Raw genomic sequence first — 22,980 nt, 5'->3', positions numbered from 1 at the left:
CTTGACGCTTTTTTCACAATTCCATTAATGCGATAAACGGTCGCAGGCCGCGAAATTAGAGGCTTGCAGCAACTGGAGTGTGTCAGATTTGAGTCAACGTTTTTTTGACGCTTTAGGGAAAAGTCAGCCATTTCTTGCGCTTTGATGGCCGGGTGCTAGTGTCAGTTTTTGACCGACAAAACCTTGACCCTTTGCCGTTTCGCGCGTCCGGAAAAGCCATGTTTCGATACCTTAAAGAACTGCTTTTAATTATTTATCTGCTGCTTTATTGCGAATATTACATTGAGCGGTTAAATGCTATCGGCCTCGGTTTTTCTGTACTTCTTTTTGGCGCGATGTTTTTGGCGCTTACTTTAGCGTTATATCTAACGGCCTATATACGCCAGACACTCATACGACATCTATTCGCATTGGCAATGTTTGCCTCGGCGGTATTTTTTGATGTGTATACCCGCGTTACCGCGGATTACCTGAACTACAGCAGCTTCGTCTCGCTGGTGTATTCCGGCGGCTTTATTCAGGAAGCGGCGTATCAGTACCGCGATGCGATCCTGCGCGGGGTGCTCAGTGGGCTGTTGTTACTGTTCGGCATCGGCCTCAAACCTCGGCATGCGCTGGTGGTGCCGAACGCCTTGCGCGTGGCCGCGCCGATTGGTGGGGTTTTGCTGCTCAGCGCCGTGCTGTTTTTACGCGCGGGCGAGGGCGCCCGTGGCTTGCCGATCATGTACACGCCGCTGGCCTATCTGAACCTGTTTGCCTATGAGGCGCTGCACAACACCGTCGGCCCGCGTGAACCAGTGACGCTGGCGCGCGCCTCGCAACCGGTCGGGCATGACATCGTGCTGATCATCGACGAAAGCATCTCCGGCAATTATCTGGACATCAACGCGCCGTTCGGCGTGCACAGCAATCTCAAGCAGGCGCACGCTGGCGTCGACATTTTCAATTACGGCTATGCCGCCTCCATCGCCAATTGCAGCGCCGACACCAACGTCACCCTGCGCTACGGCGGCACCCGCGCCGATTACATGCGCATCAATAGCACGCTGCCGTCGATCTGGCAGTACGCGAAAAAGGCCGGGCTGCGCACGGTGTACATCGATGCCCAGCGCACCAGCGGCAATCTGCAGAACCTGATGACCGACACCGAGAAAAAGGACATCGACGAATTTGTGCAATTCGACAAGACCAGCGTGCGCGACCGCGACATGGCGGCAGCGGCGAAGCTGATCGAGCTGCTCAACGACGACAAAGCGGAGTTGGTGGTGATCAACAAGGTCGGCGCGCATTTTCCGGTGCACGACAAATACCCCGATGCATTCATGGCGTACCGCCCGACGTTGCCGCGCGGTCAGTTCACCGAGGTGGCGGACACTGGTGAGCGCACCGGTTTTAATGGCCAGCCCGATGATTGGGTGCTGTACCGCAATGCCTACAAGAACACCGTGCTGTGGAACGTCGGCGAGTTTTTTGCGCGGGTGTTTGCGCAGGCCAATCTGAACAATGCGTTGCTGATTTATACGTCTGATCATGGCCAGGATTTGCATGAACGCGGTAATCCCGGGCTCAACACCCATTGCGGTGGCGATCCGGTGGAGGAGGAGGGCTTGGTGCCGTTGGTGGTGATTCAGGGTCGCGATCTGAAGACGCTGGATTGGTCGGCGCAGTTGGCGGTGAACAAGGATCGCTCCAGCCACTACAACATTTTCCCGACGCTGTTGCAGTTGATGGGGTATGACCTGGCAGGGGTTGAGGCGGTGTATGGCAAACCGCTGAGCGTGGCGACGGGCGATGAGTTTACGTTTAACTACCGGTTTAATGCGCGGTTAGGGGCGAAGCCGGAGTGGAAGCATATTGATTTGGGGAGCATTGTTACACCGACACAGGCGCCGGCGAGTGTGGCGGCGGGGCAGTGAGTTTTGGGTTGGATGGGCGGGCCCTTTCGCGAGCAAGCCCGCTCCCACAGGTTGATCGCATTGCAAAATGTGGGAGCGGGCTTGCTCGCGAAGACGGTGTGGCTGTCACTGCAAATATTGAGTGTGGTACCGAGCCCGATAAACCCCCGGCGCACACCCCAGCCATCTCAAACACGCACGGTTGAAACTCTGCACATCGCTATACCCCAACCGATCCGACACCTCGACCAACTCCAGCTCTCCGGCCTGCAATAAATCCTCAGCCCGATAGCGCCGATACTCATCCAGCAATTCGGAAAAACTCCAGCCCAACGCCTTCAAGCGTCGCGCCGCTGTGCGTTCGATCAAATGCTGCGCCGCACAAAACTGCTTCCAGTCCGCCGCTGCGAGATCCTCGATCAGGTAATCGCTGAGCTGCTCCAGCAACGTCGATTCGCTGTTACGCCGCGTTTGCTCCAGCAACTCCACCAGCGTGTGTTCCAGCCCCTGATTGCCCGGCGTCAGCGCCGCGACAAACAGCTGTGGATCCAGCCGAATCGCCAGATAAGCATGCTCACCCAGCACCGGCGCCCGAAAGGCGCGCTCATGTTCCTCGCTAGTCGCCGAAAGCAGCGACACGCCGACAACAGGATCACGCCCCAAACCGCTGGCGAGCAATTTGCGCCGCAACATGCTGCACAGGCTGACCAGAATGTAATCGGCAATCGGCGCCGCCGCGCGCAGGCTGCCGGTTTCGACCAGACGCAATTCCACGCGGTCATCCTCACGCACGATCTGCGCATGGAAATGGCCGTTGAAGAAAGGGAAGAACCGCACGAAATAAGCGCAGGCACTTTCCAGCGACACCGCGACATCGAACAGATAGGTCAGGCCATTGGTGGCCGTCGAGACAAAGCGCCGTCCCGCCGCCAGACCGATCAGCGGGTCGCCGGTCTGCTCCAGTGCGAACGCCCAGAAGCGCCGCGACAGCACCAGCGGAATGCGCATGAACGGTGTGCGCAAATCGAACAGGTTGCGATGAAACTGCGCTTCGATGGCGTCCTGCGGGATGCCGCGCGCAAGCAGTTCTTCGATGGCCGGCAGCAGGGTCGGCGCGTAAAAGGCGTTGGCGGGCGGCTGATTGATTTTTGTCATGTAGGGCTCACCGCTTGATTCGGGACACTGGTTAGGCTGGCCGACGTTAAGCGATTTGCCGGAGCAAGACCATGCTTGATTTACGCCAGCTCGACCTCAACCTGTTGCTCGCCTTCGACGCGATCTACCAACAGCGCAGCGTCACCCGCGCCGCCGATGTGATGAGCCTGTCGCAACCGGCGATGAGCAATGCGCTGCGGCGCCTGCGTGAATTGTGCGGCGATCCGCTGTTTATCAAGAGTCGCTTGGGCGTGACGCCGACGCTGGTCGCGCATCGGCTGGCGGACTATGTACGTGCGGCGCTGGAGTCGTTGCGTGATGGTTTGCGGATGATCCCGGCGGCGCGGCAGAACAATCCGTTGCTGCGCATCAGTTGCCTGGATTGCCTGCAACCGGTGCTGCTGGATGCGCTGCTTGAAGCGCCGCATGCCGATTGGCAAGTGCGCTATTTCCAGCCGCGCCGGCGTGATGCGTTGCAGGAACTGGCCAGTGGCAAGCTGGATATTCTCATCGACATTGATCAGCCGTTGGCCGGGTTGAGTGGTTTGCATAAACGTACGTTGGCGGCGGATCACTATGTGTTTGCTTACGGTGCGGCGTTGAAAGAGCCGCCGCGTACCTTGCAGGCATATTTGCAGCAGCCGCAGATTCAGGTGTCGAGCCGAAGGGACGGGTTGAGTCCGGTGGATTTGCAACTGGGGCTTAAAGGACTGCGCCGTACGATCGCGGTGACCACACAAAGTACCCTGTCGGCGAAGCTGATTGCTGATCGTCAACCGTTTGGCTTGAGTTTGCCAAGTCGAGTCGCCAGCGCATTGGGTTTGCAGCAAGCGCCGCTGCCGCTGGAGGATGCGGTGGAGCTGAAACTGGCGCTGTACATCGAAGCGCGATACCGCTTCGAGCGCAGTCGCGAAGAGGCCATGCATTGTTTGTTCAATGCCCTCGGCGAGACCCAGCAAATCCCCGCGAAAACCCAGCACTTGTGGGAGCGTGCGGGCTCGCGGTAGTGAGCCAGCCTCCAGTTTTCTTAATGCAAGAATGCGATCAACCTGTGGGAGCGAGCCTGCTCGCGAAAGCGGTATCTCAGGCACCGCGAGGTTGAATGTGCCGGCCTCTTCGCGAGCGGGCTCGCTCCCACATTCTCCTGCCTGAATGCGATCACCTGTAGGAGCTGCCGAAGGCTGCGATCTTTTGATCTTGATCTTGAAAAACAGATCAAAAGATCGCAGCCTTCGGCAGCTCCTACAGGTGCGACGAGCAGGAGATCGACGGTGGATTAGTGGTTGGCCGCGAGCAGGCGTTGGTCGACGCTGAGGATCGCGTCAACCATCGCCCGCGCCGCCGGGGTCATGGAGTAGCCGACGCGGCTGACGATGCCGTAACCGAGTTGCAGCGCCGGGTCGTTGCGCGGCACGTCAGTGAAATCGAGCAAATGAATCAGCCCTTGATCGACCTGCTCCCGCAACGCTTCCAGCGTCGCCAGACCAATCGCATCAGAACGCAACACCACCCGTTGAATCGCATCAAACTGCGCGCATTCCACGCTCGGATTGAAATCCGGTTCACCCAAAATATCCGCGAGGATCTTGCGAATCATCGGCGGAATCCGCGTGCCCACCACCGGATAATCCAGCAGCGCGCGCAACTTCAAACCCTTCTGCCCGGCCAGCGGATGCCCGGCCCGACAGAAAAAGCGTCCCGGTCGCGTGCGCAGCAATTGCACGTGATACTGCGGATCGCCGACGAAATAGCGCGCATCCGCCACCAGAAATTCGATCTGCTGCTCACGCAACCACAGCGACAATTGCTGCCAGTCACCCTGATGAAAACGCGTGCGAATCGCCGGGTGCGCCTGAATGAATTCCGCCAGCGCTTCCGGCACCAGCACCTGCGCCGGGTACGGCCCGCAACCGAATTGCAGTTCGCCGCCGGTGAGGCCGTTGTACTGGGTCAATTCGTTGTGCAACGCTTGACTGCCGGCAAGCAAACGCCGCGCATGCTGCAACACCAGTTCTCCCTGGCCAGTGAGGCGAAACTCGCGGCTGCTGCGCTCGACCAGTTCGCAATCGAGGTCACGTTCCAGCGTCTGAATGCTACGGCTGAACGCCGGTTGGCTGAGGTTGATCGCTTCCGCCGCGCGGCCAAAATTGCGGTAGTCGGCGAGGGCCACGAGGTGGCGAAGCTGGCGTAAATCCATCATGCGTCTCCTGCATTCTGCGGATACTTTTAATGCATTGGATCGATAGCACGTTGGCTGGCATAAGTACACGCCTGTCCCTCGGTAAACGTCGCCATGTCGCATCCCATGTTCGCTTCCAGCGCTTTCACCCGCACCATTCTCGGCCACGCCGAACAGTCCGGCCTGTGCCCGCAAACCCTGGTGGCACGGGCCGGAATCTGCGCATCGGCTCTCGACGGTCACGACCAGCAAATCCCCGCGCACGCGGTCGAGAAACTCTGGCTTGAATGCGAGCAGGCCGGGGCTGCGCCGACGTTCGGTTGTGAATTGGTCAACGGTCTGGCGACCACGTGCTTGCAAGGCCTGAACATTCTGCTCGACTCTGCACCGACGTTGCGCGCCAGCCTCGATTGCTTTGTGGCGTTTGCGCCGCGCGTGACCAATTACGTCGCGGTCGAGTTGCAGGAGTCCGGCGATGACACGCATTTGCACCTGCGACCGGTGCAAGGCCAGGCCCATCACTTCGGCCTCGATGCAGCAACGATTACCTTGGTGCGCAACATCGCCCGGCGATTGGGCAAGTCGCCCGACGCAGTGTTCGTCAGCGTCACTCTGTGCCCAGCGCAAGCCGCCGGACACTGGCTGCACAACAACGGTATTCGCGTCGAACAAGGCGCTCATCCGCGCCTGACCTTGAAGCGCTCAACCCTCGAAGAACCACTGCTCGGCGCCAATCCGTTTCTGCACCAGAGCATGCTTCGCCACTGGCAAACCGAATCCTCCGCACCCAGTCGCAACGACAGTCTGGAACTGGCGCGGCACTGGCTGACCGCTGGCGATCAACCGATCGAACGCATCGCCGAACGCCTCGGTTATCGCCAGCCGAGCAACTTCATCCGCGCCTTCCGCAAACAGTTCGGCATCACGCCGAAGCAGTTCCGCCTCAATCCGCTGTAAGCACGCCAATGATTGGTTTTTGTCAGCCATCGCTTGTGTGTCAGCGCTGAGGGTTGGGCACCGTGTCAGTGCTGAGCAAACCTGACCGGAGCCCAATAATGATAAGAAAAAGCTCGGTTACGCCCCAAGTCCGTCCGCGACTTGCCCGGCGTGGCCACCCCCGTACGCAACCCCTGACCCTGGCGATTCTCGCCGCACTGTCGAGCCCCGGCTACGCCACCAGTTTCGACCTCAACGAAGACTGGAGCCTGTCGACCAAAACCACCCTGACCCTGGGCAGCAGTTGGTCGACGCAGAACCCCGACAAAAGCCTCATGACCCGTGCCAACGCCTTGCAAGCACAAGGCGTGCGCGCCAATGGCACCAGCGTCAGCGCCGACGATAACCGGCTGAACTTCGAGAAGGGCGACCCGATCTCGCAGAACTTCAAAGGCCTGACCGATTTCAGTCTCGATGGCCAAGGGCAGGGCGCGTTCATTCGTTTCAAATACTGGTACGACCACGCCTACGAAACCCGCAATGGCCGCTTCAAGGATTTCGACGATTCGGGTTGGGATGACCTGAGCAAGTTTCAGGGTTTCAAAACCCTCGACGCTTACGTCTGGAAGGACTTCCAGATCGCCGATCACCCGCTGAACGTCAAGGTCGGCAACCAGGTGTTGTCGTGGGGCGAATCGCTGCTGATCCAGAACGGCATCAACGTGATCAACCCGTTGGACATTTCCGCCTTCAACCGTCCCGGGGTGGAAATCAAAGAAGGCCAGTTGCCGGTGGAGATGATCTCGTTCAGCTTCGGCCTGTCCGACACCCTCAACCTCGAAGGTTTTTATCAGTACAACTGGCGCGAAAGCGCACTCGACGGTTGCGGGACTTTTTTCGCTTCCAGCGATGCGATCCAGAAGGGTTGCGGGCCGCTGTACCTGAGCCAGGTGCAGACCGATCAGCAGATGCAAGCCGCCGGTTTATACGCCTATTCGCGCGGCAACGAGTCGCCGTCGGACAACGGCCAGTTCGGCTTCGCTCTGCGCAATATGATCCCGGCGTTGAACGATGCCGAAGCGGCGATCTACTACATCAACTATCACTCGCGGCTGCCGTATTTCACCCTCGATGCGCGCAACACCTCGCTGCCCGGCACCTTTCCCGGCGGTATTCAGGCGCCGAGTTATGCCGCAGCGTTTCCGGAAAATATTCACCTGTACGGCATCAGCATCAACGGTGTTGAGCCGATCAGCGGCATCTCGCTCGCGGGCGAGTTGAGCTATCGGCCGAACATGCCGCTGGCGATCAATGCGCCGGACATCAACGTCGCGGTGATCTCCGGGCCGGGTGGTAATTCGTGGGTCGATCTGCCGCCGGGTTTCAACACCAATGCCGGCAGTCGTTACGACGGCTGGGTGCGCAAAGGCGTGTGGCAGATGACCGGTTCGGCGACGCAGGCTTTCGACAACATCCTCGGCGCCACGCGTTTGAGTCTGTTCGGCGAGGCCGGTGTCGTGCACATCGACGACCTCGGCGACGAACGTCTGGGCCGCAACGCCGCGTTCGGTCGCAGCGCCCCGCGCAATGGCTCAGCGTGCAACACCGTGGCGTCGGGCGTGACCAATCAGTACTGCACCGACAAAGGTTTCGCCACCGAGTGGTCGTGGGGTTATCGCCTGCGCGCGAGCCTTGAATACAGCGACGTGTTGCCGGGGATCAACCTGATTCCGGCAGTCAACTGGCGCCATGACGTCTCCGGTTATTCCTACGATCCGCAAGGGCCGTTTCAGGAAGGCCAGCAAGCCCTCGGCCTCAGCCTGACGGGCGTCTACATGAACGATTACAGCGTTGAACTGGCTTACAACACGTTCTTCGGTTCCAACGATTACAGCACCCTCGATGACCGCGATTTTGCCTCGGTCAGCTTCAAGGCCGACTTCTAAGGAGAACCCTCATGCGACTGCAATTGTGTGTACTGGCGCTGGCCTGCAGCGTTGGTCTGGCGCAAGCCAAAGGTAACGATCCGGCGCCGCTGGGTAAAACCCTGACGCCGATGGGCTCGGAAATGGCCGCGAATGCCGACGGCAGTATTCCGGCGTGGAGCGGTGGCCTGGCGAGCAACGCCGGTACCGTCGACAGCAAGGGCAGTTACAGCGATCCGTATGCGGCGGAAAAACCGTTGTTCACCGTCACTGCGCAGAATCTGGCGCAGTATCAGAAATTTCTCAGCCCCGGGCAGATCGCGTTGTTCAAGCGCTACCCGGACAGCTACAAAATGAACATCTACCCGACTCATCGCAGCGCCAATCTGCCTAAAGATGTGCTGGAACAAAGTCGCGGCAACGTCGCGAAAACCAGCATGGCTGACGGCGGCAACGGCTTGCACGACTATGCGCGCGGCATTCCATTCCCGCTGCCGACCGAAGGCCTTGAGGTGATGTGGAACCACATGACCCGCTATCGCGGCGGCAGTTACGAGCGCATCAGCAGCTCGGCATTGGTGCGCGAAAACGGCGCGACCAGTTATGTGCGCAACCAGTCGCTGATCAACTTTGCCGACACGGTTTCCGGGCTGGAACCGGGCGCCAATACGCTGTTCCTGTTCAAGAGCCGCGTGCTCGAGCCGGCACGTTTGTCCGGTGAAGCGGTGCTGGTGCACGAACCGATCGACCAGGTCGCCGAGCCGCGTTCGGCCTGGCAATACCTGCCGGGGCAACGCCGGGTGCGTCGCGCGCCGATGATCGCTTACGACAACAGCGCGCGCTACAGCAACGGCCTGATCACCGCCGACAACATCGACGGCTACAACGGCGCGCCCGATCGTTTCGACTGGAAACTGATCGGTAAACAGGAGCTGTTCATCCCTTACAACAGCTACAAGATCGGCAGCCACGCGCTCAAATACGACGAGGTGATCAAGCCCAATCACATCAATCAGGATCTGGCGCGCTACGAGAAACACCGGGTGTGGGTGGTGGAAGCCACGCTCAAGCCAAACGCCCGGCACATCTACGCAAAACGCCGGTTTTATGTGGACGAAGACAGTTGGCAGATTGCTCAGTCGGATCAGTACGACAGCCGTGGCGAGTTGTGGCGCAGCGGTGAATTGCACGCGATTCAGCAGTACGACCATGGCTTCACCTACAACGTGCTGGAGACGTCCTACGACCTGATTGCCGGGCGTTATTACGCCGGCGGCCTGGCCAACGAAGAGACCCAGCCAATGCGCGTCGGGTTCGCGGCGAAGACCGACGACTACACCCCGTCGGATCTGCGGCGTTGGGCTAAATAACCAAAACCACCACAGAACCCCTGTGGGAGCGGGCTTGCTCGCGAAGGCGTCATCAGCTTCAACACTTTTGTTGCCTGATACACCGCATTCGCGAGCAAGCCCGCTCCCACAAGGAAGTGTTTCAAGGGGAGATTGTTTATGCGTCACTGGATTTCTGCTCTAGCGGTCGGCGCCAGCCTCGGCACCGTTCACGCTGCTGACCTTGATGTGAGCCAGGCCAAAGCCCTCGCACAAGAGGCTTACGTCTTCGCCTACGCCACCGTCGAACACGACAAAGTGCTCACCGCGATCAATGCCAAACTGCCGTTCAATCGCCTCTACAGCGAACCGCGTCTGCTTGGCCCGCAAGACAACAAAGTCGTCTCGCCGAACAATGACACCTTCTATTCCCGCGCCTTGCTCGATCTGCGCGCCGAGCCGATGGTGCTGCAAGTGCCGGCGATCGAGGATCGCTACTACAGCTTCCAGTTGGTCGACCTGCGCACCGACAACCTCGACTACATCGGCACCCGCGCCACCGGCAATCAGGCCGGGCGTTATCTGATTGTCGGGCCGGACTGGAAGGGCGAAGCGCCGACGGGTTTTAACGGCGTGATTCGTTCGCCAAGTCGCGTGGTGTTTCTGCTCGGTCGCACCGAGGTAAAAGGCGAGGCCGATCAAAAAGACGCCGCCAAAGTGCTGATGGGTTATGCCCTGCAACCGTTGTCCCGCGTGACCAACAGCGCTGCACCCGACGCACCTGCGCCGTTGCATCTCCCGGCGTATCTGGACACCAAACACGGCGAAGCGCAGGCCCTGTTCAACACCTTTAATGCTTTGGCGCCGTTGCATCAATGGACGCCCAGCGAGCAGGCCAAACTCGCTCGATTCGCCGCGATTGGCGTGCTGCCCGGCAGCGCGTTCGCCCCGGCCGACAACCTTCGCCAAGCCATCGCAGAAGGCGCTGAAGCCGGCCGCGAGCAGGTTCGCGCGGCCTCCAGCCAACTGTCGAAAGAACAGAACGGCTGGTTTCCATCACCGACCAACATCGGCAAATTCGCCGACGATGACCTGACCCGCGCGGCTGTCGCCTGGCGCTACATCTACGCCAACGACGCGGTCGAAGCGGTTTACCCGATGGCCCTGCACGATGCCGAAGGCCAGTTGCTTGACGGTCGCCAGACCTATCGCCTGCATTTCCCCGCCGGGCAGTTACCGCCGGTGAACGCCTTTTGGTCACTGACCCTGTACGACGGCAAAACCCAATTGCTGGCGAGCAATGCCATCGGGCGTTACGCCTTGGGCGATCGCAGCGCCGATTTGCACTACGACGCCGACGGCGGCCTCACGCTGTTGTTGCAAGCGGACGCACCGGCACAGGCCGAGCAAGGCAACTGGCTGCCGACGCCACAAGGCCCGTTCAACCTGCTGCTGCGTTTGTACCTGCCGAAAGCCGCTGCGCTGGATGGCAGTTATCAGTTGCCGACGATTGCGAGGGTCGAACCATGAGTTTGACGATCAATCGTCGCCAGATGTTGGGCGGCATGAGTGTGCTCGGAGGCGGGCTGATGATGCCGCGCTGGTTGCTGGCCGATGAAACCCAAGCGGTCGCGCAAGAGGCGTGGATCTACGCTTTTCCGATGCTGATGCATTACCAGACGATGGAAAAACAACTGCTTGATCCGAGCGCGGCGGAGTACGTCGGCGGCTTCAATCGTTTCCGCCATTACAGCCAGCTCTACACCCCGGCCAATCGCGAAATCGTCACGCCGAACAACGACACGCCTTACTCCTGGACCTGGCTCGATCTGCGCACTGAGCCGCAAGTGTTGAGCGTGCCGGCGGTGGATGCCGATCGCTATTACGTGCATCAACTGGTCGATCAGTACACGCATAACTTTGCCTATGTTGGCGTGCTCAGCACTGGACGCGAGGCGGGGGATTATCTGATCGCCGGGCCGAACTGGCAGGGGCCGACGCCGAAGGGCATCAAAGCCGTGCTGCGCAGTGAAACCGAGATCGTCATGCTGCTCGGGCGTACCGGATTGAAGAACGCCGACGACATGCCGGCAGTGCGCGCATTGCAGGAGCAATACCGTTTGCGTGGGTTGCATGAATACAGCGGCAGCCCGGGCCCGCTGGCCGCGCCGGCGATTGACTGGCCGGCGTGGGACAGCAAAACCGGGTTGGGGCCGACGTTTATCGCGGTGCTTAATCAGATCCTCGCGCTGTGCCCGACCCAGCCTGCAGAACAAGCATTGCGCGAACGCTTCGCACGGATCGGCATTGTGCCGGGGCAGGCTTTTGATTTCGCCGCGTTGCCGGTCGAAAAGCAGCAAGCGATCGCCGCCGGAATCAAACAGGCGCAAGCGCAACTGCAAGAAACCGCCGCGCAAACACGCTCCACGCTTGGCCTGTTTGGTAACCGTGAGGCGATGCATGGCAATTATCTGAATCGCGCGGTCGGGGCGTATCTGGGGATTTACGGCAACAGTGTTGAGGAGGCGTTTTACACTGGCAGCCGACTGGATAATCAAGGGCAACCGTTGCAGGGCGGCCGGCGTTATCGTCTGCGTTTTGCACCGGGGCAATTGCCGCCGGCCAGCGAGTTCTGGTCGCTGACGTTGTATGACTTGCCGGATCGGCAGTTGGTGGCGAATCCGCTTGATCGGTATTGTTTGAGCAGTCGTGATCAATTGCAGCGTGATGCGGATGGTGGGCTGACGTTATGGATGCAGGCGAATTCGCCGGGGGCGGGGGAGGAGAGCAATTGGCTACCGACGCCGCAGAGCGGGGCGTTTAATGTGATTTTGCGCTTGTATGGGCCGAAGCGAGAGGTGGTTGAGCAGAAGTGGCGGATGCCGGTGGTTGAGGTGGTTTCGGCGTAGGCTGGTCGAACGCTTTCGCGAGCAAGCCCGCTCCCACATTTGAAATGCATTCCAATGTGGGAGTGGGGCGTTTAACGTGATTTTGCGCTTGTACGGGCCGAAGCAAGCGGTGGTTGAGCAGAAGTGGCGGATGCCGGTGGTTGAGGTGGTTTCGGCGTAGGCTGGTCGAACGCTTTCGCGAGCAAGCCCGCTCCCACGTTTGAAATGCATTCCAATGTGGGAGCGGGCTTGCTCGCGAAGAGGGCGACGCGGTTTAAGGCGTAACGATATTGAACTGCGGCCCAAACGTATCCAGGCTGCCCATCAACTCGCCCAGTTTCTTGCCGTTGCCTTGCAACTTGATCAAGCCTTTCTGCATCGCCGTCGGGAAATCCAGTTGCTTGAGGCTGATCTTCTCCAGCGTGTCTTTGCTCAAACTGACACTCGCATCCGCCGCTGGATTGAGCCCGGCCCGATGCGTCAGCACACCGTTGCGCAAGGTCAGATTAAAGTCCTTCTGCAGGTCATCAAACGTCCAGTTCAGCGTCAGGTCGTGACTCACAGCCTTGTCGCTGTCCAGCCGTACAGCCAGATAATCAAAGAACATCTCCGGGCTCATCGCCCGCACCATGTCCACCGACACTGACGTGCCCGCATGGGGCGGCACGCCGTTGCGCAGTTCCATCGCGCCAGTCAGGTACATGTTGCGCCAGGTGGCGTTCTCGCTTTGATAACCCAATTGCTCCAGCGTCTCGGCCTGCACTTTGTGCGCCTCGGCGTTGTCCGGCTCGGCGAACAACAACTGATTGCCCAACTGTGCCGCCCAGCGATAGTCACCGCTGGCCATGGCTTTGCGTATTTTTTCCAATACCGCAGCGCCGCCGCCCATGGCCTCGACCGTGCGTTTGGCGGTGTCCACCGGCGGCAGCGGATTGAGGTTGGCCGGGTTGCCGTCGTAGAAACCCATGTAGCGCTGATACACCGCGCGGGTGTTGAAACTCAGCGAACCGTAGTAGCCACGGGTGTACCACTTCTGGTCGAGCGAGCCCGGCAGTTTGGTGATGGTGTCGGCTATTTCCTGTGGCGTCAGGCCCTGATTGAGCAGGTGCAAGGTGCGGTCATTGAGGAACGCGTACATGTCGCGCTGGTCGGCAAGGAACGTACGAATCCGCTCGCCGCCCCAAGTCGGCCAGTTGTGTTGGGCGAACAGCACGTCAGCCTTGTCGCCGTAGCGCGCCAGGCTGTCGTCGAGGTATTGCGACCAGGCCTTGGCGTCACGCACTTGCGCGCCGCGCGGGGTGAGGACGTTGTGCATCATCTGCGTGGCGTTTTCGGCCATGCACAGGGCTTTCAGCTCCGGCAGATACATGTTCATTTCCGCCGGCGCTTCGGTGCCCGGCGTCAGCTGGAACTCAAATTGAATGCCGGCGATGGTGCGGGTTTCCAGTTCCTTGGCGATCAAATCCGTCGGCGGGATCAGCGTGACCGTGCCGCCGGTTGGCGAACTCTTGCCCAGACCGGCATCGACCTGACCGTTTTCACCGCGCGGCAACAGGCTACCGAACTGGTACTGCGCGCGACGGCTCATGGCGTTGCCGGCCATCACGTTTTCGCTCATCACGTGCTCCATAAACCCGGCCGGGGCGAACACCTTGACCTTGCCAGCCTTCACATCCGCCTCGTCGATCACCCCGCGCACGCCGCCGAAATGGTCGACGTGGGTGTGGCTGTAAATGACGGCGACCACCGGTTTGTGCGGACGGTTGGCGTAGTACAGATCCAGCGCCGCTTTAGCGGTTTCGGCCATGGTCAGCGGGTCGATGATGATCAGCCCGTCGTCACCTTCGATGATGGTCATGTTGGCCAGATCGAGACCGCGCACCTGATACAACTTCGGGCTGACTTCAAACAGACCGGCGTGCGCATTGAGCTGGGCCAGACGCCACAGGCTCGGGTTTACCGACTCTGGTGCTTGATCCTTGGCGAGGAAGTCGTAGGCCTGCACGTCCCAGATGACCTTGCCGCTGGCGTCCTTGATCTGACCTTTGAACGGCGCGATCAGGCCTTTGCTGATGGATTCGAAATCGGTGCGGTCGCTGAAGGGCAGCTGCTTCAGAACAGCGGCGTTGCTGGCGATGGTCTGTGCGCTGGGGGCGACGGGCGCGTCGGCGGCGAGCACCGACTGGCTCAGACACGCGGTGATCAGGCAGGCCAACAGGCCGCGGGGGCTCAAAGTGAAACGTTGCATGGCGTCTCCGGTTTTTATCGTTATGGGTGAACCAGTTTCAGAGGGTAGGGCGGCGCTCTGGCGCGGCGGTGATCGTCAACGGACAAAAACCATTCAGGGCCGCTATCCTTGGCGCAGGTTCATTGATCAGGTTTTGCCATGCTTGAGGTTCGCAACGTCTTCAAAAGCTACGCCACCCCCCAGGGCTCCTTGCCGGTGCTGCAAGGCGTCGACCTGACGCTGGAGGCTGGCAGCAGCCTGGCGCTGATGGGCGAATCGGGCAGTGGCAAAAGCACTTTGCTGCACCTGGTGGCCGGTCTGGACAAGGTCGATCACGGCAGCATCCGCAGCGGCGAGCATCGGCTGGAGGAGATGAACGAGGCGCAACTGGCGAACTGGCGGCGTACGGAAATCGGTCTGGTGTTCCAGCAGTTCAACCTGATCGGCAGTTTGCGCGTTGAGGACAATCTGGCGTTTCAGGCGCGACTCGCCGGGCGTCATGAACCACGCTGGCAGGCGCATCTGGTGCAACGTTTAGGCCTTGGCGATCTGCTCAAACGCTATCCGGAACAGCTTTCCGGTGGCCAGCAACAGCGCGTCGCGTTGGGCCGGGCGCTGGCGTCGCAGCCGAAATTGCTGCTGGCCGATGAACCGACCGGCAGCCTCGACGAAGCGACCAGCGATGAAGTGCTGCGGCTGTTGCTCGAATTACTTAATGACACGCCGACCACTTTGTTGATGGTTACTCACAGTCAGCGGGTCGCGGCGCAATTGGCGCAGCGGGTGGTGCTGTCCAAAGGTCGGCTGACGTGATGGTTTTTCGCCAGACCCTGCGCGCGCTGCTCAGCCATTGGCGGCGCCATCCGGTGCAGTTTTTCAGTGTGCTGACCGGGTTGTGGCTGGCGACCAGTTTGCTGACCGGCGTCGAAGCGCTGAACAGTCAGGCCCGCGACAGCTACGCCCGCGCCAGCCAGATGATCGGCGGCGAACCGCAGGCCAGCCTGAGCACGCCGAGCGGCGCAACGTTCACTCAGCAATGGTTTGTCGATCTGCGTCGACAGGGTTGGCCGGTGTCGCCGCTGTTGCAGGGCCGTTTGATCCTCAAGGATCACGAAAATCAGCGGCTGCAATTGATGGGCATCGAGCCGGTATCGCTGCCGACGGACTCGGCGGTGGCCGGGCAGGCCATGCCGATCGAGCGCATCGTCGAGTTCTTCTCGCCACCCGGCAGCACATGGATTTCCCCGGATACCTTGCAGGCCTTGAACCTCGCAGAGGGCGCCACGCCGCAGACGGTTAACGGCCTGGCATTGCCGCCGCTGCGGGTGCAAAAGGACATGGCGCCCGGTGTGTTGCTGGTCGACATCGGCATCGCGCAAACCCTGCTCGAACAGCCGGGGCAACTGTCACGGCTGTTGCTGCCCAAGGACTTTCACGCCGAGTTGCCGGCCTCGTTCACAGGTCAGTTGCAGCTGAAAAGCAGCGGTGAGGAAAACAATCTGGCGCGGCTGACCGAGAGTTTTCACCTCAACCTTGATGCCTTGGGATTTCTCTCGTTTCTGGTTGGCTTGTTCATCGTCCACGCGGCGATCGGCCTCGCATTGGAACAGCGTCGAGGCCTGTTGCGCACGTTGCGCGCCTGCGGCGTCAGTGCGCGAATGTTGATCCTTTGCCTGGTCGTCGAATTGGGCATGCTGGCGCTGATCGGCGGAGTGTTCGGCGTGATCAGCGGCTACTGGCTGGCCAGCGTGCTGCTGCCGGATGTCGCTGCCAGTCTGCGCGGTTTGTACGGCGCGGAAGTGGCGGGGCAGTTGCGCCTGAGCCCTTGGTGGTGGTTCAGCGGCATCGGTTTAAGCCTGTTCGGCGCCTTACTCGCCGGCGGCAACAGCCTGCTGCGCGCGGCACGATTGCCACTGTTGGCCGTGGCCGATCCGCAAGCCTGGCATCAGCAATATGCGCGCTGGTTGCGTCGGCAAGGTTGGCTGGCGGCAGTGCTGCTTGCGATTGCACTGGCTGCGTTGATCTGGGGGGACAGCCTGGCGAGTGGCTTTTTGTTGATGGCCGGGCTGCTGCTCGGCGCCGCGCTGGCGTTGCCGGTGTTGCTCAGCGCGATACTCAATCAATTGCTCGGGCGCAGTCGTTCGGTGCTCGGTCAGTGGTTTCTCGCCGACTGCCGGCAGCAATTGCCGGCGCTGAGTCTGGCGCTGATGGCGTTGCTGTTGGCCCTCGCCGCCAACATCGGCGCCGGCAGCATGACCTCGGGTTTTCGCCAGACCTTCAACGATTGGCTCGAACAACGTCTGAGCGCCGAGCTCTATATCAACCCGAGCAATCCGGCGCAGTCCCGCGAAATGTATAGCTGGCTGCGGCAACAGCCGAACGTCGCAGCAGTGCTGCCCAACTGGCAGGTGTCGGTGACGCTGCAAGGCTGGCCGGCGGATGTCTTCGGCGTGATCGATCACCCGCATTATCGCGAGCACTGGCCGTTGCTCGATTCCAGCGGCAGCGATCCGTGGGGCCATTTGGCGACGGACGATGCGGTGATGCTCAGCGAACAACTCGCCCGCCGCCTGAAACTGCAGGCCGGCCAGCACCTGACGATCCCCACGCCCAACGGCCCATGGTCGCCGCGCATCGTCGGCATCTACGCCGATTACGGCAATCCGAAAGGGCACCTGCTGGTCAACGTCAATCACCTATTGCGCGGCTGGCCGCAACTGACGCCGAACCGCTTTAACCTGCGTATCGAGCCGAAAAATATTCCAACATTGTTGAGCGCGTTGCAGACGCGGTTTCAGCTGGATGACAGCCGCATCGTCGATCAGGCGCGGCTCAAGGGCTGGTCGGTTCAAGTGTTCGAACGCACCTTCGCGGCGACGGCGGCGCTGAACAGTCTGACCCTCGCGGTCGCTGGCGTGGCGCTGTTTATCAGCCTGCTGACCCAGAGTCAGAGTCGCCTCAGTCAACTCGCGCCGCTGTGGGCGCTGGGCGTGACGCGCAAACAGTTGATGCTGCTCAACCTCGGTCAAACCTGGCTGCTGGCGGTGCTCACGCTGGTGTTGGCGTTGCCGTTGGGGATCGCGCTGGCGTGGTGCCTGGACGCGGTGATCAACGTGCAGGCGTTTGGCTGGCGCCTGCCGTTGCGGGTGTTCCCGTGGCAATTGCTGCAACTGATGGGGTTGGCGTTGCTGGCGACATTATTGGCGTCGGCATGGCCGCTATATTCGCTGTACCGCACGCAACCGGCGGATTTGTTGAGGACGTTTGCCCATGAGGATTAACCGCCTGGTGCTGATGCTCGCGCTGCTGCTCGGCGGTTGCGATCAACCGGCGCCTGAGCAGAAGGGCTTTGCCGGGATGGGCGATAAGGCTGAGGCGTACACAGCGGTGGTGCCGGGGCGGGTGTTCAGTTTTCCGGCGGATCACGGCGCGCATGATGGATTTCGCATCGAGTGGTGGTACGTCACCGCCAATCTCAAGGATCAGCAGGGCAACGAGTTCGGCGTGCAATGGACGTTGTTTCGCAGCGCCCTCAAACCCGTGCCGGAGCAGTCGGGGTGGAGCAATCAGGTGATCTGGCTGGGGCATGCGGCGGTGACGTCGGCGTCTGCACATCACGCCGCCGAACGTTATGCGCGCGGTGGCGTGGGCCAGGCCGGCGTTCGCGTGGCGCCGTTTGACGCGTGGATCGATGATTGGCGGTTTAGCAGTCAGGCTGCCGATCCCTTGAGCGATCTACAGCTCAGCGCTCGCGACAAAGACTTCGCCTATCAACTGCACCTCACCTCCAGTCGGCCATTGGTGTTGCAGGGTGAGAAGGGCTTCAGCCGCAAATCCGCAGAAGGGCAGGCGTCGTATTACTACAGTCAGCCGTTTTTTCAGGCCAACGGTACGTTGCAGATCGACGGGCAGACCTACACCGTCAGCGGCCCGGCGTGGCTGGATCGCGAGTGGAGCAGCCAACCGCTGAGCGCCAACCAGACGGGCTGGGACTGGCTCTCGTTGCATCTGGACAGCGGAGAAAAGGTCATGCTCTTTCGCACTCGCCAGAAGGATGGCGCGCCATACCTGACCGGCACGTGGATCGCCGCCGACGGCCAGACGCAAACCCTGAGCGGCGATCAGATCGCCCTCACACCGCAAGACACCGTCAACGTCGCCGGGCGCAAAATGCCGATCCGCTGGGTGATCAGCATCCCCGACAAACACCTCGATATTCAGGTCAACGCGCTCAACCCCAAAGCGTGGATGAACCTGCGCATCCCCTACTGGGAAGGCCCAGTGAACATCACTGGCAGCCACCCGGGCCAGGGCTACCTGGAAATGACCGGCTACTAATTATCCAAACACCACAAACCCCTGTAGGAGCTGCCGAAGGCTGCGATCTTTTGATCTCGCTGGCTAAACAATCAAAAGATCGCAGCCTCCGGCAGCTCCTACACGGATCGGTTTGAACTCGGGTTGCTGTGGTGTCCTCTACAGAGAAACCTGTCGAGGATTGATCATGAGCGACGACCTGCAACCCCCAGACCTCACCACCTGGCAGCGTCTGTTCGACGACGAAACCTACTGGCAGCAATCCCCCGACGCTCACTACCTGGATCTGCAACGCATCGCCGACGACCTGCTCGGCCAAGGCGCCATCGACCTTGAGCAATGGCAGATCCTCCGTGCCAAAGCCGCCGACCTGCACAAGGATTCGCCCGCCATCAACGTCGCCCGTGAACTCGACGACCCCGAAGCCTGAGGACACCCACCATGAAACCCATCACCCCCAGCGAGCACCCCGACGAACCGCGTCCCGCCGGCGAAACCGAGCGCGACAACGACGCCCTGCGCCCCACTGATCCCAAGCAGCGCCAAAGCCACGGCAAAGGCACCCCCAGCGGCGAATCCACCGCGCAAGACACCGCAAAACAATCTCAAACCAAGCCCTGAACAGCGTCTATGCTCAATCGGACATCCGTCGCCAAAAACGTTTTGGCGACGGTGGCTGCCATTCATCACAGGGAAAGTATTGCTTATGAAGCTCCACGCACTGGCCAAAGCCATCACCCTCGCAACCGTACTGTCCGCCACCAGCTTCGGAGCATTTGCCGCCGATATTCCGCTGTCCGCCACCATCGAAGCGGATCAGGTCACCACCAAAGTCGTCACCGTCGATCCCGCCAACCATCAGGTTGTGCTCGAAGGCGCGGAAGGCCGTCAGGTTCACGTACAACTCACCGACAAGGCGAAAAACCTCGCCAACCTCAAGGTCGGTGATCTGGTCAAAGTCCAAGTCCAGCGTTCTGTCGCCGCTTACCTGGATACCGACGTGGATAAAGGTCTGCCTGGCACGACCGAACGCACCGGCGAACTGCGCAAGGCGCCGGGCACTGATAACCCGGGTGGCGAAGCATTCCGTCAGGTTCAGGTGCAACTGAAAATCACCAAAATTGATTTGAAGAAGAATCAGGTAACCCTGGAAAACCCGTCGGGCCAATCGAAAACACTCGACGTGAAAAAGCCTGAGATTCAGGCGAAATTGAAAGATTTGAAAGTAGGGCAGAGCGTCATCGTCACTTACACCGATATATTAAAAGTGACCAGTCAGCATGAAAGCTGAGTATTAACTCTACAGAATGATTGTTCTTGTACAGCTTTGTGTATGAGAACAATCATATAAAAGATTCTGTAGGAAGTTTGCCGGTAAATATCCGAGTGACAGAGTTTTTAACTTTCCAGTACATAAATTTCACAATTCTTCATGACGACATAACCGCCAACTTCAATTAAAATCCCTTCCGTTCGCCCAGTGTCAGGGCTCTTTACCGGTGCATGGATTGCCAGGCCATAACACTGGGCGAACACTTTAAACGAAGCGTATGTATACAAAATTCGGCAACAAAAAAGGGCGACTGAATAGTCGCCCTTTTTTGTGTCTTTAAATTATGCCGATGCTTGCATCCCGGCCTTGCCTCGCTGCTGTTCAAGACGTTTGATCGACGCCTCGTACATTTTCGTACGCCGATGATCCTTGCCGTAGGTGCCTGCGGCGGCGACGGTGCCTGACTGAATGTGATCCAGATAGCTGAAGATCTTGCGTGGCGACAGAAACTTGATGCCATAGCCCAAGCTCACCATGCGATCCTGCAGCGTATATCCAGGCACCCGATCATCCATGCAAAAGTGCAAACCATGAGACTTGGCCAGACGAGCATTCCACAACGTGCAGAAACTCTTCAGATGAGTTTCCCGATACGGCTTCGGCTCTTTGGTTTTCAAACCCAACTGAGTTTTAGCGCGACGGACATAATGCTTGCAGAAACGCGAAGTTAATCGCCATGTCTCTCTGAGCATCCCGCGATTGATTTGCTCGACACAACCGACGGCGGCCATATCCGGATTATTCGCGCACTCGCGCATCATCATCGCAAACACCTCTTTGTTATAAACAAAGGTGTCGGTGTGCAACAGAAACAGATAATCGGTTTCAACCTTGTCCAGCACCAGATCCAGCGCCTTGCCATGCGCGATATGACCCTGCTCACCTTTTACAGAAGGGCGCTCGATCAAATTGATCCAGTCGAGCGTACGCAGATAATCGAGGCTAGCGTCTGCGGAATCGTTGTCCACCACCCACACCGGAATGCGCTGCTCCTGAGCGTGCTCACGCAGCAGCTCAAGGCACATTTTGGTCAAGTCCGGCGTCTTGTAATTCACCAGCACAACGCTGAAATTCGCCTGCTGCTGGGCTGGAAAATCTAAGGCTTTCATATCAGAAGGTCTCATCCGCGACTCATGGGCGACAGTGGTTCATGGGGCGGGATGGTAACGATGGAACCTTAGGTGAACCTTAATTTTGGGGTTAAGGAAGGGGGCGGGGTGTGTCGCGGGGGCGGCAGGCTGGTAGGTGAGTAAGAGAACAGTGGTGCCATCGGGACGTTGCTATGGACGAAGTGACGACGCGACAGCATTGAAGGCGATTGAAAAAAGAAGTAGCAGGAGCGGGTTATTTTTCTCAAGTCACAGTGCTTTTTATTGAAAGTTAGGATTGGGGAAGTTTTAGCGTAAGTAGGTCTAAATAGCACCATCGTTGCGGTAGGCTTTAATGTTAGCGATTGTAATGCTTTCTGCTTTAAAGGTGGCGCTGCATGAGTCATTGATCTCAAGTTTAAATTTGTAGATTTGATCATTATTTGTAATCGATATGCGTGCCACTCCAGTAAAACTGAAATTTTCTACCTTGATGTCTTTGACATTATTAATATAGATACCAAATTCATACTCGTTATATTGTTTTTCTAGCCATTTTTTGGGTGCGAATGCCTGCTCTATTTCGCTATGTAGTTTTAAATAAATGCAATTGCCTTCAAGCCGTGCATAGGAAATACACATTTTTGCTGGCGAGTGGCTCTCTCCAAAAATAGAAGTCCACTGTTTTTTGTTAGAAATTGAAGATGTCCACATGCTTTTTCACTCTGATAAGTGCTGGTATCCAAGTTTTTTCAGTAGAAGGCTATTAACATAGCCCGCTTAGAGAAAATAGCGGTGTCACGTGCAAGAAGCATTATTTTGTTTGATTTCGTGAAAACAATGTCGAGCTTCTTGAAATTAGTTTTTTAATATGTTGGAAGCTTCTTTTTTGCGCTGGGTGGGAATATTGGTTCTTGGATCGGTTTAATGGATGCTGAATTTATTGTCGAGAATGTGTGAAATTAATTTCCACGCTGGGAGTGCAATGGTTCACTATTTGGTGATTGGAAAAATAATGACGACCAGTCCATTGATTTCCGCATGTTGTAGATGTGGCATTGATTAAAGTTGTGTTGCCAATTGATTTTTTTCCGCTTGTGAACGGTGATAGATTCATTTTGATGCTTTCGAAAATGAATCTATACTATTTTGCCGTGGTGAATATTTTGTTTTTTTGTTGGGTTGGTTACTTTTTAAAGTTATATGGCTGTTATGTTCTAAGCTCGACGTATTCTTTGAAAAAAGAATAAAAATTATTAGCTATTTCTTTTGATGGTTTTTTCTTAAACAAGTCATAGCTAATGATTTTCCCGTTTTCAGATGGGCTGCAGTCAATTGCCCAGCAAATTTCATCGTCCTTGAAGTAGATGACTGCATATTGCCTTGGTAGTTCGAATTCTGCTCGGCAGCGCGTGGTGCTGTAATTTACTGTTCCGCCATTGTCGATAGTTGCATCGTTGTCCTCAATTCCGCATATTTCTGAATCCGCTGCGCCACCACCACCGCATACAACCAAAAAATCAAAAAAGTCTTGAGGCAATTTTAGTCCAAGAATACTTTCGAGTTTTTCAACTTGCTCGGTACTTGTGCGGCCAAGCCAAAAAGTTTCTTCGTCCGAATTGTCTAATTTTGTTATCAGATCTTGATAGTTATGCATGGTTGTACTCACTCAAAGTCTTTGGCTCGTTCCTTCCAGTATGCTTTCCTGA

19 protein-coding genes and 1 pseudogene are annotated in these 22,980 nt (G+C 58.3%); 14 read left to right on the top strand and 6 right to left on the bottom strand.

Annotation, left to right across the window (positions count from 1 at the left end; translation table 11 throughout):
- Positions 1 to 218: 218 nt before the first annotated feature.
- On the top strand, positions 219 to 1,916 hold the full coding sequence (locus ACZZ0D_RS13915; protein ID WP_463553563.1) for a sulfatase-like hydrolase/transferase: 1,698 nt from the start codon (positions 219 to 221) through the stop codon (positions 1,914 to 1,916).
- 105 nt (positions 1,917 to 2,021) lie between these two features.
- Here ACZZ0D_RS13915 and ACZZ0D_RS13910 read toward each other — a convergent pair whose 3' ends face one another.
- Positions 2,022 to 3,050 (bottom strand): helix-turn-helix domain-containing protein, encoded by a 1,029-nt coding sequence (locus ACZZ0D_RS13910; protein WP_463553562.1) that lies wholly within the window; start codon positions 3,048 to 3,050, stop codon positions 2,022 to 2,024.
- A 71-nt stretch (positions 3,051 to 3,121) separates the two neighbouring features.
- Between ACZZ0D_RS13910 and ACZZ0D_RS13905 the strand changes: the two genes are divergently transcribed.
- The gene (locus ACZZ0D_RS13905) at positions 3,122 to 4,057 is read left to right on the top strand and encodes a LysR family transcriptional regulator (RefSeq protein ID WP_463553561.1); all 936 of its coding nucleotides are present in this window, start codon (positions 3,122 to 3,124) and stop codon (positions 4,055 to 4,057) included.
- 269 nt (positions 4,058 to 4,326) lie between these two features.
- Here the strand turns inward: ACZZ0D_RS13905 and ACZZ0D_RS13900 are convergent, their stop codons facing one another.
- On the bottom strand, positions 4,327 to 5,247 hold the full coding sequence (locus tag ACZZ0D_RS13900; RefSeq protein ID WP_053119153.1) for a LysR family transcriptional regulator: 921 nt from the start codon (positions 5,245 to 5,247) through the stop codon (positions 4,327 to 4,329).
- 96 nt (positions 5,248 to 5,343) lie between these two features.
- Here ACZZ0D_RS13900 and ACZZ0D_RS13895 point away from each other — a divergent pair, with 96 nt between their 5' ends.
- From ACZZ0D_RS13895 to ACZZ0D_RS13870, 6 genes and pseudogenes are all read left to right on the top strand, one after another.
- Entirely contained in the window at positions 5,344 to 6,186 is an 843-nt protein-coding gene (locus ACZZ0D_RS13895) for an AraC family transcriptional regulator (protein ID WP_463553560.1), read from the top strand.
- Between the two features lie 98 nt (positions 6,187 to 6,284).
- Complete coding sequence (locus tag ACZZ0D_RS13890; protein ID WP_463553559.1) at positions 6,285 to 8,111, top strand: DUF1302 domain-containing protein; 1,827 nt, start codon at positions 6,285 to 6,287, stop codon at positions 8,109 to 8,111.
- Between the two features lie 11 nt (positions 8,112 to 8,122).
- The gene (locus tag ACZZ0D_RS13885; protein WP_053119160.1) at positions 8,123 to 9,460 is read left to right on the top strand and encodes a DUF1329 domain-containing protein; all 1,338 of its coding nucleotides are present in this window, start codon (positions 8,123 to 8,125) and stop codon (positions 9,458 to 9,460) included.
- A pseudogene (locus ACZZ0D_RS13880) lies at positions 9,438 to 9,578 on the top strand (DUF4381 domain-containing protein); the annotation flags it as partial. The gene ACZZ0D_RS13885 and the pseudogene ACZZ0D_RS13880, both read left to right, overlap by 23 nt.
- A 20-nt stretch (positions 9,579 to 9,598) precedes the next feature.
- The gene (locus ACZZ0D_RS13875; RefSeq protein WP_463553558.1) at positions 9,599 to 10,948 is read left to right on the top strand and encodes a DUF1254 domain-containing protein; all 1,350 of its coding nucleotides are present in this window, start codon (positions 9,599 to 9,601) and stop codon (positions 10,946 to 10,948) included.
- Complete coding sequence (locus ACZZ0D_RS13870; protein ID WP_463553557.1) at positions 10,945 to 12,327, top strand: DUF1254 domain-containing protein; 1,383 nt, start codon at positions 10,945 to 10,947, stop codon at positions 12,325 to 12,327. The genes ACZZ0D_RS13875 and ACZZ0D_RS13870 overlap by 4 nt, the downstream gene beginning before the upstream one ends.
- A gap of 253 nt (positions 12,328 to 12,580) precedes the next feature.
- On the opposite strand, the gene ACZZ0D_RS13865 is transcribed toward ACZZ0D_RS13870, so the two are convergent.
- Positions 12,581 to 14,554 (bottom strand): alkyl/aryl-sulfatase, encoded by a 1,974-nt coding sequence (locus ACZZ0D_RS13865; RefSeq protein ID WP_463553556.1) that lies wholly within the window; start codon positions 14,552 to 14,554, stop codon positions 12,581 to 12,583.
- A gap of 138 nt (positions 14,555 to 14,692) precedes the next feature.
- Between ACZZ0D_RS13865 and ACZZ0D_RS13860 the strand changes: the two genes are divergently transcribed.
- From ACZZ0D_RS13860 to ACZZ0D_RS13835, 6 genes are all read left to right on the top strand, one after another.
- A complete protein-coding gene (locus tag ACZZ0D_RS13860) occupies positions 14,693 to 15,346 on the top strand; it encodes an ABC transporter ATP-binding protein (protein ID WP_282357393.1) in 654 nt (217 codons plus the stop codon).
- Positions 15,343 to 17,814, top strand: a complete 2,472-nt coding sequence (locus ACZZ0D_RS13855) for an ABC transporter permease (RefSeq protein ID WP_463553555.1) — start codon at positions 15,343 to 15,345, stop codon at positions 17,812 to 17,814. The genes ACZZ0D_RS13860 and ACZZ0D_RS13855 overlap by 4 nt, the downstream gene beginning before the upstream one ends.
- Positions 17,804 to 18,871, top strand: coding sequence for a lipocalin-like domain-containing protein (locus tag ACZZ0D_RS13850; RefSeq protein WP_463553554.1), 1,068 nt, complete (start codon positions 17,804 to 17,806; stop codon positions 18,869 to 18,871). Before ACZZ0D_RS13855 ends, ACZZ0D_RS13850 begins: the two co-directional genes overlap by 11 nt.
- A gap of 166 nt (positions 18,872 to 19,037) precedes the next feature.
- Positions 19,038 to 19,280 (top strand): hypothetical protein, encoded by a 243-nt coding sequence (locus tag ACZZ0D_RS13845; RefSeq protein WP_053119173.1) that lies wholly within the window; start codon positions 19,038 to 19,040, stop codon positions 19,278 to 19,280.
- 11 nt (positions 19,281 to 19,291) lie between these two features.
- A complete protein-coding gene (locus ACZZ0D_RS13840) occupies positions 19,292 to 19,471 on the top strand; it encodes a hypothetical protein (RefSeq protein ID WP_053119175.1) in 180 nt (59 codons plus the stop codon).
- Positions 19,472 to 19,556: 85 nt separating this feature from the next.
- Positions 19,557 to 20,141, top strand: a complete 585-nt coding sequence (locus ACZZ0D_RS13835) for a hypothetical protein (RefSeq protein WP_053119178.1) — start codon at positions 19,557 to 19,559, stop codon at positions 20,139 to 20,141.
- 323 nt (positions 20,142 to 20,464) lie between these two features.
- Here ACZZ0D_RS13835 and ACZZ0D_RS13830 read toward each other — a convergent pair whose 3' ends face one another.
- From ACZZ0D_RS13830 to ACZZ0D_RS13820, 3 genes are all read right to left on the bottom strand, one after another.
- Positions 20,465 to 21,292 carry a glycosyltransferase gene (locus tag ACZZ0D_RS13830; protein ID WP_463553553.1) on the bottom strand — a complete coding sequence of 276 codons (828 nt, stop codon included), beginning with the start codon at positions 21,290 to 21,292 and terminating at the stop codon, positions 20,465 to 20,467.
- Between the two features lie 303 nt (positions 21,293 to 21,595).
- Positions 21,596 to 21,985: an Imm50 family immunity protein gene (locus ACZZ0D_RS13825; RefSeq protein WP_212549144.1), complete on the bottom strand. Its 390-nt coding sequence runs from the start codon at positions 21,983 to 21,985 to the stop codon at positions 21,596 to 21,598.
- A 496-nt stretch (positions 21,986 to 22,481) separates the two neighbouring features.
- Positions 22,482 to 22,928, bottom strand: a complete 447-nt coding sequence (locus ACZZ0D_RS13820) for an SMI1/KNR4 family protein (RefSeq protein WP_463553552.1) — start codon at positions 22,926 to 22,928, stop codon at positions 22,482 to 22,484.
- Between the last annotated feature and the right edge of the window lie 52 nt (positions 22,929 to 22,980).

Source organism: Pseudomonas sp. AC193, assembly GCF_979258075.1.
Note: the sequence above shows the minus strand (reverse complement) of the source record. Positions and strands in the feature narration are given on the sequence as shown.